Origin of the sequence: Paracoccus nototheniae, from assembly GCF_004335005.1 — a bacterium.
GTDB lineage: Bacteria > Pseudomonadota > Alphaproteobacteria > Rhodobacterales > Rhodobacteraceae > Paracoccus > Paracoccus nototheniae.
Window position 1 is genome coordinate 35,162 of the sequence record NZ_RQRT01000001.1, and the last position, 13,249, is coordinate 48,410.

Genomic DNA, 13,249 nt, shown 5'->3' on the forward strand with positions numbered 1-13,249 from the left:
GATGATCCTTTACGGCACCAATCCCATTGCCTGGGCCAATGATGACGACCAGTCCATCGGCGCCCAGATCCCGACCGAACAGATCCTGCACGAGGCGGGCCGCATCATCGGTTTCGACGGCATCGAGAACGGCCATCGCTGGCCCGACGATCCGCAGGCGCTGAAGGCGCTGCTGGCATCCTATGGGCTGCGGTTCATCTCGGGCTGGTATTCCACGGACCTTCTGGTGCGCTCGGTCGAGGACGAGATTGCCGCCGTCCAGCCGCATCTGGCCAAGCTGAAGGCCAACGGCTGCAAGGTCTGCATCGTCTGCGAATGTTCGAACACGGTGCATGGCCGTCCGGATGTGGCGGTGAACGACCGGCCCCGGCTGACGGCTGATGAGATGACGGCGTTCGGGGCCAGGATCGAGGCCTTTGCCGCCTATCTGGCATCCGAAGGCGTGACACTGGCCTATCACCATCACATGGGCACCATCGTCGAGAGCCCCGATGAGATCGACGCCTTCATGGCGGCGACCGGGCCTGCGACGCATCTGCTGTTCGATGCCGGGCATTGCACCTTTGGCGGCGGCGATCCCCTGGCGGTGCTGACGCGCCATGTCGGTCGCGTGGCGCATGTTCATGCCAAGAACATCCGCCGCGCGGTCTGCGACCGGGTGCGCGCCGAAAATCTGTCCTTTCTGCAGGGGGTCATGGCGGGTGCCTTTACCGTGCCGGGCGATCCTGAAGGCGCCATCGATTTCGTGCCGCTGCTGCGGGTGCTGGCGGGGGCGGGCTATCAGGGATGGCTGGTGATCGAGGCGGAACAGGATCCGCTGGTCCGCAGCCCTCTGGAGTATCAGACGATGGGGTTGCGGGCGCTGAAGGCCGCGGCGCGCGAGGCGGGGCTGGACCCGGGTGGCGAGGCATAAGAAGGGGGCCAGCCCCCCATCCGGCCCGGGGCCGGATGCCCCCCGGGATATTTTTGGACCAATGCAGGGGCGGGCACCTGATGCGGGCCTTGCAGGCAGGAGGATGAGATCATGACGCAGCTGTTGAGACGACCCTTTGGCACCCGGGGCGAGGTGCACCGGATCACCCCGGCCGATGCGGGATGGCGCTATGTCGGATTTGCCCTGCACCGGCTGCAGCCGGGGGATGAGGTGGCAGGTGCCACCGGGGACCGCGAGGTCATGCTGGTCATGGTCGAGGGCAAGGCCGCGATCACCGCAGCAGGGCAGGAATGGGGGGTGCTGGGCGACCGCATGAGTGTTTTTGAGAAGACGCCGCCGCATTGTCTGTATGTGCCGGGCGGGCAGAACTGGCAGGCCGTGGCCGAGACCGGTTGCACCATCGCCGTCTGCTCGGCCCCCTGCCATGGCGGGCATCCCGCGCGGCGCATCGGGCCCGACGGGATCACCCTGACGCAGCGCGGCACGGGCACCAACACGCGCTGGATCAACAATATCGCGATGGAGGCCGAAGATTATTGCGACAGCCTGCTGGTGACCGAGGTGTTCACCCCGGCGGGAAACTGGTCATCCTATCCCAGCCACCGCCATGACGAAGATGATTTCCCCCGCATCACCTATCTGGAGGAGACCTATTACCACCGGCTGGACCCCGCCGACGGATGGGCGGTGCAGCGGGTCTATACCGATGACGGTGCCCTGGACGAGGTGATGGCGCTGCGCGACGGCGATGTCGTGCTGGTCCCGCGCGGGCATCACCCCTGCGCCGCGCCTCATGGGTTCGGGCTGTATTATCTGAATGTCATGGCGGGGCCACGACGACACTGGCGGTTCGTTGCCGCACCCGAGGTCGCGCATCTGATGTGATCACCGGGTGGGGGGCAAACCTGTCGGCTGTTCCCCTTCGGAATGGCCTCGGCTCGGCGGGGATGGGGTCTGCCGACAGCCGTGGGGATCAGGTGACCAGAGTGTCGGGCCAGTCGGCGTAATAGCCCTTGGCCAGCTTGCCCGATTGTGCGGCGCGTTTCAGCGCATCGACCTCGCGGAACCGCGCGGACTGTTCCGGCGTCCTGTCGGTCATGGCCTTCAGGGTGTGAAACTCTTTCAGGATGGCGGCCTTGCTTGGGGTCTGTCCCACCATACCAAGACGCAAATCCTGAATGCTGGCATAGGGCGTGAATTCCGCAATCAGCGCATCCGCGATCGGCCCATAGCGCAGCCGCGCCAGCGCCGGATGATTGTGATAATGCGCAATCACCGGATCGGCCGCATTCAGTTTGTCGATCTCGGCCTGAGCGAGGCGGTTGACATGGGGGGGCTTTCCATCGGCGACCGGATTATGACTGAGAGACAGGTTCCACTTCGAGGGCAGCAGGTTCATCGACAGCCCGGCCCGGATCATCGCAATGGGCAGGGCGATCTGGTCCAGCCACGGGCGCCGCCCCGGGACATTGTCATTCGCGTCGATCCGTTGCGAGGTTTCCAGCCAAAGCTGCCCGAAATGATGCCCCGAGGGGGTTTGATCGGGAAAGCCCACCACCCCGGCATTGAAATAGGGCGACGACAGGGCGTTGGACCTGGCAAGGCGGATCTGGTCCTGCGGGACCGGCAGTCCGAACGTGTCATAGGCCGATGGCCACATTTCAGGCATCTTGCCCCACGTCATCCGTCCCTCGGGGGCGGCAGACAGCTGGTCCTCCTGAAGGACTTCATGGCCCCCGAATGCCCGCATGACCATGACATCGGTGTCCAGAAACAGCGTCGCGGCGGTGTCGCGCGGGGCGGCCGCAGCAAGCAGCTTGTTGCCTTGCTTGTAGGGCGTGGCAAAGACCCCCTCGGTCTGCATCAGCCGGATCGGGGCGTCGTGATGGGCAAAGAACTCGGTCAGTTGCGGCGGCAGCGCCTCGGCCTTGGCGGCGGGACAATAGGGGACGACGGGAACATCCGGCATATGCTTGCGGATCGAGGCCAGCAACAGGATGCTGTCAAGAACCAGTCCGGGCGGATCGACGACAAAGATGATGGAAAAATCTTGGGGCATGGGACACGATCAGCTTGTAAAATTTGCAACTCGGACAAGAATAAAAGCATGTTCACATATGCTTTTAGCCGAGTCGATCCTGTGTTGCATAGTCCAGTGTCGGGGTGCAAGTATTTCTGCTGGGCCCTTGTGCGTCCTTCCGTAAGTTTGGTTTAATCTAAACTTTTTCGTTTATAATCTGATGAATAAGACGTTATGCATCTGCAACCGTTACCAGTCAGTCTTCTTGCGAAGGACGAGGTGCGTGTATAATCTGAACATGCTCGCCTTCCGATCTATCCTGTGACCGTCTCTGTCGTCGCTTTTTGAAACCTATGGCCCATGGCCCATGACTGGCACCGGATGGGCGCATCCTTTCCCCCGTGCCGCCATGCAACTGCAAGAGCAGGAGCTCCATGCCGATATCGACCGTCGTCACCTCCATGAAAGACGAAGCGCCCTATATCATCGAATGGGTCGCCTATCACCGGGCCCTCGGGTTCGATCGGGTCGTCGTGCTGGCAAACGACTGCACCGACGGCACCCATGAGATGCTGTTGCGCCTGCACGAGATCGGGGCGATCAGCTATTATGAAAACGAGGTGCCGGTGGGCGCCAAGCCGCATTCCCGGGCCCTGAAGATCGCCAATACGACGCCCGAGGTCAAAACGGCGGATTTCGTGATGGTTCTGGATGCCGACGAATTTCTGGTCGTGAAGCAGGCCCCGCATACGCTGGACGTGCTGCTGGATGTCATGGACGAGCGGTCTGCCGACATGATGGTGATCCCCTGGCGGATGTTCGGGTCGTCCCACAACATGGAGTTCGAGGACCGACCCGTCATCGAGCGGTTCACGCAGTCGATGGATGCCTCGACCCTGCCCAAGGTCGGGGTCAAGTCCCTGTTCCGTCAGGCGGACAAGCTGCGGCTGGCGATCCACTTCCCCAAGAACGTGATGAAGGGCGGCGAGCCGGTCGGCACCCCGGTGGAACAGGTCTGGATCGACGCAGGCGGTCAGACGCTGACGCGCGAGGTGCTGACATGGAATGGCGGCCGCCAGACCATCCACCGCGATCTGGCCGAAGTCGCGCATTTCATGATCAAGAGTCTGGACGAATATCTGCTGAAGATCTTTCGCGGCGACGGGCTGATGAATTCTAGCCGCCACGGGATCGATTACTGGCGCGGAGCGGATCACAATCAGGTTTCGGATCTGGTCGTGGCCGACAATGTCCTGGGGTTCGAACAGGAACGCGACCGCCTGTTTGCCGACCCGGTGCTGGCAGAACTGCACCGGACATCCGTCGCCGCGCGGTTCGAGCGTCTGAGAACCATTCTGGCGAACCCGGACGTTCAGACACTGCGCGGCATCCTCAAGAAAAGCACCAGCGGCACCCTTGAGGCGGAGGATATCCAGATCTCGCGCGCGCTCGTGACGCAGATGTCGCCCAAGATCCGCACGGATAACCTGATTGAGGGGGATATTCCGCATTCCACCCTGCTGAGCGTCACGGATGTGGGCCTTGCCGATGCGACAGGCATTGCGTGGCGGATGTTCAAACAGGCTCGCGAACACAGTACGATGTTCTGGCCGGAAAAGAAATTCGCCCCCCGCCCGATCACCAATCTGGTCGAAGGCCTCAAGCGGGCGCAGAAGAACAACCGCGAGGCCAGTCTGGGGGCGCGCTGGTTTCACAACTATCTGCGGACCGAGCCCAAGGAAGGCTGGCCTCTGGACGAGGAAATTCTTGTCGTCCTGACCCGTGACGACGACAGTATCCTGGCCGGGTATCCGACGTATATTGCCCAAACCAAAGATAAGCATGTCCAGAAATCACAGCGCGGCATGCCCCCGCTGCACGATGTTTTGACCGGCGCGGAATCGGCGCAGGATGTCGAAGATCTGATCGCCGCAGGCCGGATGACCGACCCGCGGCTGCGCGCGAGGCGCTATCTTGAGGATCATCCCAAGGCGATCGTTCTAAATCTGGATCATCCCGAGTCCGTTTCTGCCGCTCTGCACGAGATAGAGGGGCGCGGACCATCAGGGCCGGTGGCGGCCAAACTGCTGCGCGGCTCGCTGATGATGGATCTGCCCGATCCGGAAGGGAATGGTTCTGGTCCCTCATCTTCGCAAGCGCCGGCTCCTGAGCAAAGCGAAACCTCGTCGCGGGGCGATGCACCGTCAAGAAGACCGCTGAACAATCAGGTAGCAGAATCCAACGGTCGCACAGCCGAGCCGGACGGAGCAGCCCTTAAAATTGGCGTTTTGACATTGCCCATGAACCGCAATTATGGCGGAAACCTTCAGGCTTTTGCTTTAATGCAAACCTTGCGCAATTTGGGTCACCGTCCCGTTCTTCTGAACCGGCGTCATAATTCAAAAACGCTGCCTTCATCTCCCGAAGATCTCGCGCAGAGTTCTGATATCCCCCTTTATGTCGAAGATGTCGGGTTGGGGGCCAATGTTCCAAACCGTTTATTTCTAGAAAAGCACACTACTCCGATTTCGCGCGGATTTTATTCCAGCGAGGATCTGAGGCATCAGATCGACAGCTACGAATTTGATGCTGTAGTCGTGGGCAGTGATCAGGTCTGGCGACCCAAATACGCCCGAAACATCCTCAACGATTTCTTTCTCGAGTTTTTGAACCAGAGTGAACGACCTACAAAGCGGATTTCCTACGCCGCCTCATTCGGTAGCGAGAAAGACGAATACAGTTCGGCGGAAAAAGCCGTTGTGGAACCACTGCTGAAATCCTTCAACGCCGTCTCGGTCCGCGAGGACAGCGCCGTCACCCTGTGTCGCGACATGTTCGGGGTCGAGGCCCATCACGTTCTGGACCCGACCCTGCTTTTGTCGCGCGATGATTATTCGGGTCTGCTGTCAGAGGAACAGCGCGCGGCTACCGGCGGGCATTTGCTGACTTATGTTCTGGATGCGACGCCCGACAAGCAAGACGTCATCACCCGTATCTCGACCGCCCTGTCCATCGAGCCCCGCACGGCCAACGGCCTGCCTTTCGAGTCGGTCGATCCGCTGAAAGGCAAGGGCGGTGACAAGACGGTGGAAGGATGGCTGGCCTCGTTCCGCAACGCGGCCTTCGTGGTCACGGATTCGTTCCACGGAGTCGCCTTTTCGATCATCTTCAACAAGCCCTTCGTGGCCTATGGAAATGCCGAAAGGGGGCTGGCGCGGTTCAAGTCGCTGCTAAAGGCGGTCGGCCTGGTGGATCGGATCGTTATCAGTTCGGATGAGGTGGATCTGGACCACCTGCTGCGCCCTATCGACTGGCCCGCCGTCAACGGACGCCTGCAAGGCCTGCGCACGCAATCGCTGAAATTCCTGACCGACGCGCTGTCCTTCATGCCAGGTGGCGGTGACGGGACTTCGGAACACAAGCCAGAGATGGCCTCAGATCGCCATGTCCCAAGCGTGCAGTATTCGGACCAAAACGAGAGCAGTGCAAAAGACATCGGCAAGCCGGTTGCGCATGCCGGGGCAGACGCCCCGGTCGCTGCAGAGACGGAGAGCCTGCCGATGCAGGCGCAGGAAGATATCCATCCCTTCGCCGCTGATGCACGCAGTTTGGCCCTGCACGACAGCAATCGATTTTCCGGCGCTTTTTTGAATGGTGATGCAGCCGGAAAACTTCGCGCCAAGCTGATGTTCTACGCTCATGCTCTTGAAAAAGGGTTGAGTCATATGGAATTCCGTGCCGGGTTTGGAAAGGCAGCCATGTCAAACCTTGCGGGATACGCTCGGGTTTGGCTTGAATCGGGTTTTGATGCAGAGGATCCATTCTTCAAAGCCGCGATTTCGTCAGCACATGTCTATTTCGCACGCCATAAGGATCTTGGGTTTGACGTATCGGGGCATTGGAAACTTTTCGCGCCTCCTGTTCAGGTCCTCATCGAGGCCGCAGATGGACGGTTTTCGGGCGCGCTGGAAGCCAGATTGCAGCGCGAGCCTGTGCCTGAAGTGGACAGCAATAGATCCTTCCTGAATGTTGTGTATTCTCGCCGGAGTGTTCGGGAGTTTGTCCAAACACCTGTTCCACTTTCAAAAATAAAAACCGCCGTTCAGATTGCCTCTCAGGCACCTTCGGTTTGCAATCGGCAAGGTCCGCGAGTTCATTATTTTACCGACCATGGTCAGATCGAAAAAATAGTCGACCTTCAATCTGGTTTCAAAGGCTATGCCAAACCACCCGGATTGCTTTTGGTCACCTGTGACCTGACTTGTTTTGTTGCGCCAAGTGAGCGCAACCAAGGGTTTATCGACGGTGGGCTATTCATGATGTCTTTGCTTCTCGCGCTGGAAGAGGTCGGATTGGGAAGCTGTCCGCTTAACGCTGCAATGAATGCGGGAAAAGAAGGAAAAATAAGACGCATAGCCGGGATTTCGGCAAGTGAAATCCTTATATCGTTTATTGCGATTGGCAATTTCGATCCTGGCGTCCTTGTGGCGAGATCGTTTCGATATCCGACGAGTTCGATCCTTTCCGTTCATGATCAAGCTGTCGAGCAGACAGCCTGAGCGAAGCAATTCCATGCTGCCGGAATAAAAGCACGACGGCATGGGGCAACAGCGTCGTCATCAACCACACGTTTCCGGCCGAACCGATCGTGGGTCTGGGCATCACAGCAGCGTTGCGCGAAACCGGCCTCTGGCCGGGATACGTTTTTGCATGCTATGCGGCGTCAAGGGCGTGGTCATCGGGTGGCGCCGGATCACCCGGCTGTTCCGGTGGGCCGTCGCCGTGCGCTGGTCGTCAGTCCGTCACCCTGCGCGCCGACCCTTGCCGAAGGGCTCGCGCGCCGTGAAAAGCGTCTTACCACAACGCAGGAGCCACAAACCGATGCCCCATGACCAATCCCGGCCCGCCGACTACGTCATCGCGCCCGCAGCCCCCGCCGCCCTGCCCATCGATGGCAGCGATCAGCTGTTCCCGGTGAACCGGGTGTTCTGCATCGGGCGCAACTATGCCGCCCATGCGGTCGAGATGGGCCATGATCCCGACCGCGAACCGCCGTTCTTTTTCTTCAAAAGCCCGGCGAACCTGACCTCGGACGGAACGTTCCCCTATCCGCCCCGCAGCAGCGACGTGCATCACGAGATCGAACTTGTCGTGGCTTTGTCGAAGGGCGGCACCGATATTTCCTCCGACACCGCGCTGGACCATGTCTGGGGCTATGGCGTCGGGCTGGACATGACCCGGCGCGACCTGCAGGGCGAGGCCAAGGCCATGGGCCGCCCGTGGGAGGTCGGCAAGAGCTTTGAGAAATCGGGCCCCTGCGGCCCGCTGGTCCCGGCCTCTCGCATCGGGCATCCGCAGGCGGGTGCGGTGACGCTGGACGTGAATGGCGAACGGCGCCAGACCGGCGATCTGAACCAGATGATCTGGAAAGTTCCCGAAATGATCGCCGAACTGTCGACATTCTTCGACCTGCAGCCGGGCGACGTGATCATGACCGGCACGCCCTCGGGCGTCGGTCCCGTGGTCAGGGGCGACCGCATGGAGGCGCGGATCGAAGGCGTCGGCGCGCTTGTGGTAAAGGTCATCTGACCGGCCACCCTGCGGCGGCCCTGATGGCCCGGGAGGGGTGGCGCGGGTGGCCCTTCCGGATTCCGCTGCGCTATTCGGCGGAAACGGCCCCCTCCGTCATGCGGTCCAGCGCCTGTCCCATGGCGTCCAAAGCCTCGGCAGCCCCGGCCAGATCGTGACGGGCCGCAAGCGCCTCGACCGACAGATAGCCGACGCTGGTGGCGCCGCCCTGCTGCCAGACAAGAACGCGCAGCGGCAGGTCCAGCGCCGCGCGCGGATCGGCCTGCATCAGCGGCGTGCCGATCTGCGGGTTGCCAAAGATCAGGACGGTCGCCGGGTCCATCTGCAGCCCGGCCCCCTCGGCTGCGGCCTGATGATCGACGCGGGCGATCAGCGTGGCGGGGCTGTCATCGATGATCGCCTCCAGCCGGTCGGCGGTGGTGGCGACATCATGGGGACTGGACTTGATCACCCAATCCTCGGCATGGGCGGTGGTGGCAAGGCCGAGGGCAAGGGCAAGGCTGGCAAGAAGGCGGCGCATGGGCATGGTCCTTTCGACGACGGTTCCGGACCATCCTGCGGCAATTCCGGCCCGGTCTCCATCCATCGCAGTTTGCCCCGTGAACACGCATGCGTGCGCCCTGGGCCGCGCGCCAGTCTGAAAGGAGTGACCGATGACAGCCGATGACAACCCCCGAATCCTGCTTTTGGGGGCGGGGCATGCCAACCTGCTGGCCGCGCGGGGCCTTCGGGCCGCTTTGCCGGGGGCCGCCATCACCCTGATCGACGCGGCGGATCAGGCCACCTATTCGGGCATGGTTCCCGGCCATGTCGCAGGACATTACCACGCCGCCGACATACGGGTCGATTTGCAGGATTTTGCCGCACGCCATGCCATTGCGTTCCTCAGGGCGCGGATCGTCGGTGTGGACCCGGCCACCCGACAGGTTGCCCTGCAGGACGGCCCCACGCTGCCCTATGATCTGGCGGCGCTTGATGTGGGCAGTCACAGCGCGATGCCGGACATCCCGGGCTTTGCCTCCCATGCCATCCCGATCAAGCCGCTGGACGGTTTTGCCGCGCGGCTTCGCCAGACCGATCCCGCCAGCCCCGCACTCATCATCGGCGGCGGCGTGGCGGGCGCGGAAATCGCGCTGGCGCTGCATCATCGCGGCGCGCGGCAGGTCACCGTGCTGGAGGCTGGCCCGGTCATCGCCCCGGCATTGGGACCGCGCGCCCGCAGGCATCTGTCGGTGGCGCTGGATCGCGCCGCGATCCGCATCGTCACCCATGCGCAGATCGCGGCGGTCGAGGGTTCCGCCGTCATCCTGCGGGATGGCAGGCGGATCGCCAGCGCCCTGACGGTCGGGATCGCGGGGGCGCGGGCGCATGCCTGGATGGCCCTGACCCTGCCGGTCGACGGCGCGGGCTTTGTCCGCGTCACCCCGACGCTGCAGGTCGAGGGGTGGCCCACCCTGTTCGCCGCAGGCGATTGCGCCGCGATGATGCATGCGCCGCGCCCCAAGGCCGGGGTCTTTGCCGTCCGTCAGGCCCCGGTTCTGGCGGCCAATCTGATCGCCTCGTCAGCCGGCCGGCCCTTGCGCCGCCATGACCCGCAGGAGGATTACCTCAAGCTCATCTCGCTTGGCGGGCGCTGCGCGCTGGCGGAATGGCGCGGGCTGACCCTGCGCGGGATGTGGCTGTGGCGGCTGAAGGACCGGATCGACCGGCGCTTCATGGCCAGCCTTGGGCACGGCGCGCGGTCTGTCCCCCCCGGCGGGACCGTTCCCTGAACAGGCATGGGTTGTCGCCGATGCGCAGCCGGGCCGCGTCGATCCGAACGGGTGTCATCGGAACGCCGTCCATCCGCTGTGCCAGCGCAGGATCGTGGTCACGCCGCAGGCGGCGGCAAAGATCCAGGCCAGCGTCGGAAAGGATGCGGGAAACAGGCACATGGCCAGAAACAGCACGATCGTCTCGAATCCCTCGGTCAGACCGCCCAGATAATAAAGACCCTTGGCGGGGAAATCCGCCGCGGTCCGCCCGCGCTTGGCGGCGATGGCGGCAAAGGCCAGAAACGACGACCCGGTCCCCACAAAGGCCGCGATCAGCACGGCGGCGGGCAGGGCATTGGCCGCCGGGTCGTGGATCGCAAAGCCCAAAGGCACCAGCGCATAGAAGACGAAATCCAGCGCGATATCCAGAAACGCGCCCCGGTCCGTGGGACCGTGGATGCGCGCCACCGCCCCGTCCAACCCGTCCATGATCCGGTTCGCGGCGATCAGCAGCAGCGCGACGCCGAACCAGCCCAAAGCCAGCGCACCCACCGCCAGCAGGCCCATGGCAAAGCCCGCGATGCTGATCGTGTCGGCGCTGATGCCGCGCGCCGCCAGCATCTGCGCCGGGGGGCGCAGGGCGGCGCGTTGAATGGGTTGCAGACGGGCGTCGATCATCCGCGCCTCCAGTCGTGGAACCGCCGGACGATGGCCAGCAGGCGGGGGTTCAAATGGGCGCGGCGCCATTGGCCGGCGACGGCTTTGTTCGCCTCGGCCCATGTCGGATAGATGTGGATCGTGGCCAGCAGCTTGTTCAGCCCCAGCCCGTGTTTCATCGCCAGCACGAATTCCGCGATCAGATCGCCCGCATGATCGCCGACGATGGTGACTCCCAGAATGCGGTCGCGCGCCGGAGCGGTCAGCACCTTGACGAAGCCCCGCGCCGCGCCGTCGGTGATCGCGCGGTCCAGTCCGGCCAGATCAAAGCGGGTGACTTCGACTGCGATGCCCTGATCGCGCGCCTCGGCCTCGGACAGTCCGACGCGCGCAACCTCGGGGGCTGTGAAGGTGGCGCGGGGGATCACGCGATAATCGGCCTTGAAGGTCTTGAGGGGGCCGAACAGCGCGTTGACCGATGCGAACCACGCCTGATGCGAGGCGACATGCGTGAACTGGAACGGCCCCGCCACATCACCCGCCGCCAGAATATTGGGAAAGCGGGTCTGCAGATAGTCGTTCGTCCCGATCGTGCGGTCGCTGGCGATGCCCAGTTCCTGCAGCCCAAAGCCGGTCAGCCGGGCGCTGCGGCCCACAGCCACGATGATCTGGTCGAAGGGGATGCGATGCGTGGCGCCGTCCTGGTCCACCTCGATCCATTTGCCATGCTCGTCGATACCGCAGCGGGCGGCCCTGTGGCCGGTCAGCACCGTCACCCCATCGGCGCGGATCGATGCCGTGACCAGATCAGAGGCGTCGGGATCCTCGCGCATCATCAGGCGCGGCGCGGCCTCGATCTGGGTGACCCCTGATCCAAGCCGCGCAAAGGCCTGCGCCAGCTCGCAGCCGACCGGACCGCCGCCCAGCACGACCAGACGGCGCGGCGCGTGATCCTGACCCTGCAGCCGCGTCCACAGCGTGTCCGAGGTCAGCGGATCGACCAGATCCAGCCCCGGCAGCGGCGGCAGTAAGGGCCGCGCGCCGGTCGCGATGATGATGGCGCGGGTGGTCAGGCGCTGCACGCGGCCATCCGCTGCGGTGATTGCGACCGTCCACGGATCGATCAGCCGGGCATGGCCGCGCAGCACCTCGACCCCCAGGGCGGTATAGCGTGCGACGCTGTCATGGGGCGCGATATCGGCGATAATGCGCTGGATGCGGTCCATCACGGCGCGGAACGGGATCTGCGGCGAAGAGTCGGTCAGACCCCATTGCCCGGCATGGCGCATCTGATGGGCCAGTGTCGCGCTGCGGATCAGCGCCTTGGACGGCACGCAGCCATAATTCAGGCAATCGCCGCCCATCTCGCCCGCTTCGACCAGCGTCACCCGCGCCTTGGTCGCCGCCGCGATATAGGCCGAGACCAACCCGGCAGAGCCCGCGCCGATCACCACCAGATTGCGGTCGTACCGCCGGGGCCGCGTCCAGCCGGCATAGACGCGGCGCCGTTGCCACAGGCCCAGAGCCGCCCGGGCAAGCCATGGAAACACCGCCAACGCCGCAAAGGATGCCAGCAACGGCGGCGAGACGATCCCCGACAGGCTGTCCAGCCCCGCCAATTGCGTGCCCGCATTCACATAAACCGCCGTTCCCGCCAGCATCCCGATCTGACTGACCCAATAAAAGGTCCATGCCCGGATGCCCGTCAGCCCCATCAGCAGGTTCACCGCAAAGAACGGCACCACCGGGATCAGCCGCAACGAGAACAGAAAGAAGGCCCCGTCCCGCGCCAGCCCGGCCTCGATCCCTTGTGCCCGCGCGCCCAAACGACCCCGCACCCAGTCCCGCAGCAGATACCGCGCCGCGAGACAGGCCAGCGTCGCACCGATGGCCGAGGCAAAGGACACGATCAGCAGCCCCGCCCAGAATCCGAACAGCGCCCCCCCCGCCAGCGTCAGCCAGACTGCTATGGGCAGTGACAGCGCCGCCACCACGACATAGGCGAGGGCGAACAAGGCCGCCACCGTCAACGGGTTTTGTTGCTGGACCGCGTCGATCCTGACCAGCACGGACCGCAGCGATTGCAGGTCCATGTCCCGGCCAGCCAGCAGCCACAAGGCCGCAAGCACAAGCCCCGCAACAACGATCATCAGGACCGGTTTCTTCACGACATTCCCTTCATCCTCGTTCCGGACGGGCCTTCCAGCGTGCGGGGCCCATCGGGCAACAGATCGCAACAAGCCCCGCCTTGTTACAGACCCCGGCAGCAAAGCCGGTCACACCTGCGTGTCCGAC

Annotated in this window: 9 protein-coding genes; 5 read left to right on the forward strand and 4 right to left on the reverse strand. The window is 63.4% G+C overall.

Annotation, left to right across the window (positions count from 1 at the left end; translation table 11 throughout):
- Window position 1 precedes the first annotated feature (1 nt).
- Both iolE and iolB read left to right on the forward strand, forming a co-directional pair.
- A complete protein-coding gene (gene iolE, locus EG885_RS00150; RefSeq protein WP_131572440.1) occupies window positions 2–913 on the forward strand; it encodes a myo-inosose-2 dehydratase in 912 nt (303 codons plus the stop codon).
- Window positions 914–1,024: 111 nt separating this feature from the next.
- Window positions 1,025–1,819, forward strand: a complete 795-nt coding sequence (gene iolB, locus EG885_RS00155) for a 5-deoxy-glucuronate isomerase (protein ID WP_131572441.1) — start codon at window positions 1,025–1,027, stop codon at window positions 1,817–1,819.
- An 88-nt stretch (window positions 1,820–1,907) separates the two neighbouring features.
- Here iolB and EG885_RS00160 read toward each other — a convergent pair whose 3' ends face one another.
- The gene (locus tag EG885_RS00160; protein ID WP_131572442.1) at window positions 1,908–2,993 is read right to left on the reverse strand and encodes a hypothetical protein; all 1,086 of its coding nucleotides are present in this window, start codon (window positions 2,991–2,993) and stop codon (window positions 1,908–1,910) included.
- A 395-nt stretch (window positions 2,994–3,388) separates the two neighbouring features.
- Here EG885_RS00160 and EG885_RS00165 point away from each other — a divergent pair, with 395 nt between their 5' ends.
- Together EG885_RS00165 and EG885_RS00170 are read left to right on the forward strand one after the other, a co-directional pair.
- On the forward strand, window positions 3,389–7,513 hold the full coding sequence (locus EG885_RS00165; RefSeq protein ID WP_131572443.1) for a polysaccharide pyruvyl transferase family protein: 4,125 nt from the start codon (window positions 3,389–3,391) through the stop codon (window positions 7,511–7,513).
- 322 nt (window positions 7,514–7,835) lie between these two features.
- Window positions 7,836–8,543, forward strand: a complete 708-nt coding sequence (locus tag EG885_RS00170; protein ID WP_131572444.1) for a fumarylacetoacetate hydrolase family protein — start codon at window positions 7,836–7,838, stop codon at window positions 8,541–8,543.
- 70 nt (window positions 8,544–8,613) lie between these two features.
- Here the strand turns inward: EG885_RS00170 and EG885_RS00175 are convergent, their stop codons facing one another.
- Window positions 8,614–9,063: a DUF302 domain-containing protein gene (locus EG885_RS00175; protein WP_165570990.1), complete on the reverse strand. Its 450-nt coding sequence runs from the start codon at window positions 9,061–9,063 to the stop codon at window positions 8,614–8,616.
- A gap of 133 nt (window positions 9,064–9,196) precedes the next feature.
- Here EG885_RS00175 and EG885_RS00180 point away from each other — a divergent pair, with 133 nt between their 5' ends.
- Window positions 9,197–10,315, forward strand: a complete 1,119-nt coding sequence (locus EG885_RS00180) for an FAD-dependent oxidoreductase (RefSeq protein ID WP_131572446.1) — start codon at window positions 9,197–9,199, stop codon at window positions 10,313–10,315.
- A 54-nt stretch (window positions 10,316–10,369) separates the two neighbouring features.
- On the opposite strand, the gene EG885_RS00185 is transcribed toward EG885_RS00180, so the two are convergent.
- Window positions 10,370–10,975 carry a CDP-alcohol phosphatidyltransferase family protein gene (locus EG885_RS00185; protein ID WP_131572447.1) on the reverse strand — a complete coding sequence of 202 codons (606 nt, stop codon included), beginning with the start codon at window positions 10,973–10,975 and terminating at the stop codon, window positions 10,370–10,372.
- Window positions 10,972–13,122 (reverse strand): FAD-dependent oxidoreductase, encoded by a 2,151-nt coding sequence (locus tag EG885_RS00190; RefSeq protein WP_131572448.1) that lies wholly within the window; start codon window positions 13,120–13,122, stop codon window positions 10,972–10,974. The genes EG885_RS00185 and EG885_RS00190 overlap by 4 nt, the downstream gene beginning before the upstream one ends.
- Window positions 13,123–13,249 lie beyond the last annotated feature (127 nt).

Bases quoted from the DNA above. Each gene is read 5' to 3' on its own strand.
- iolE (WP_131572440.1), top strand. From the start codon at position 2: ATGATCCTTTACGGCACCAATCCCATTGCCTGGGCCAATGATGACGAC.
- iolB (WP_131572441.1), top strand. From the start codon at position 1,025: ATGACGCAGCTGTTGAGACGACCCTTTGGCACCCGGGGCGAGGTGCAC.
- EG885_RS00160 (WP_131572442.1), bottom strand. From the start codon at position 2,993: ATGCCCCAAGATTTTTCCATCATCTTTGTCGTCGATCCGCCCGGACTG.
- EG885_RS00165 (WP_131572443.1), top strand. From the start codon at position 3,389: ATGCCGATATCGACCGTCGTCACCTCCATGAAAGACGAAGCGCCCTAT.
- EG885_RS00170 (WP_131572444.1), top strand. From the start codon at position 7,836: ATGCCCCATGACCAATCCCGGCCCGCCGACTACGTCATCGCGCCCGCA.
- EG885_RS00175 (WP_165570990.1), bottom strand. From the start codon at position 9,063: ATGCGCCGCCTTCTTGCCAGCCTTGCCCTTGCCCTCGGCCTTGCCACC.
- EG885_RS00180 (WP_131572446.1), top strand. From the start codon at position 9,197: ATGACAGCCGATGACAACCCCCGAATCCTGCTTTTGGGGGCGGGGCAT.
- EG885_RS00185 (WP_131572447.1), bottom strand. From the start codon at position 10,975: ATGATCGACGCCCGTCTGCAACCCATTCAACGCGCCGCCCTGCGCCCC.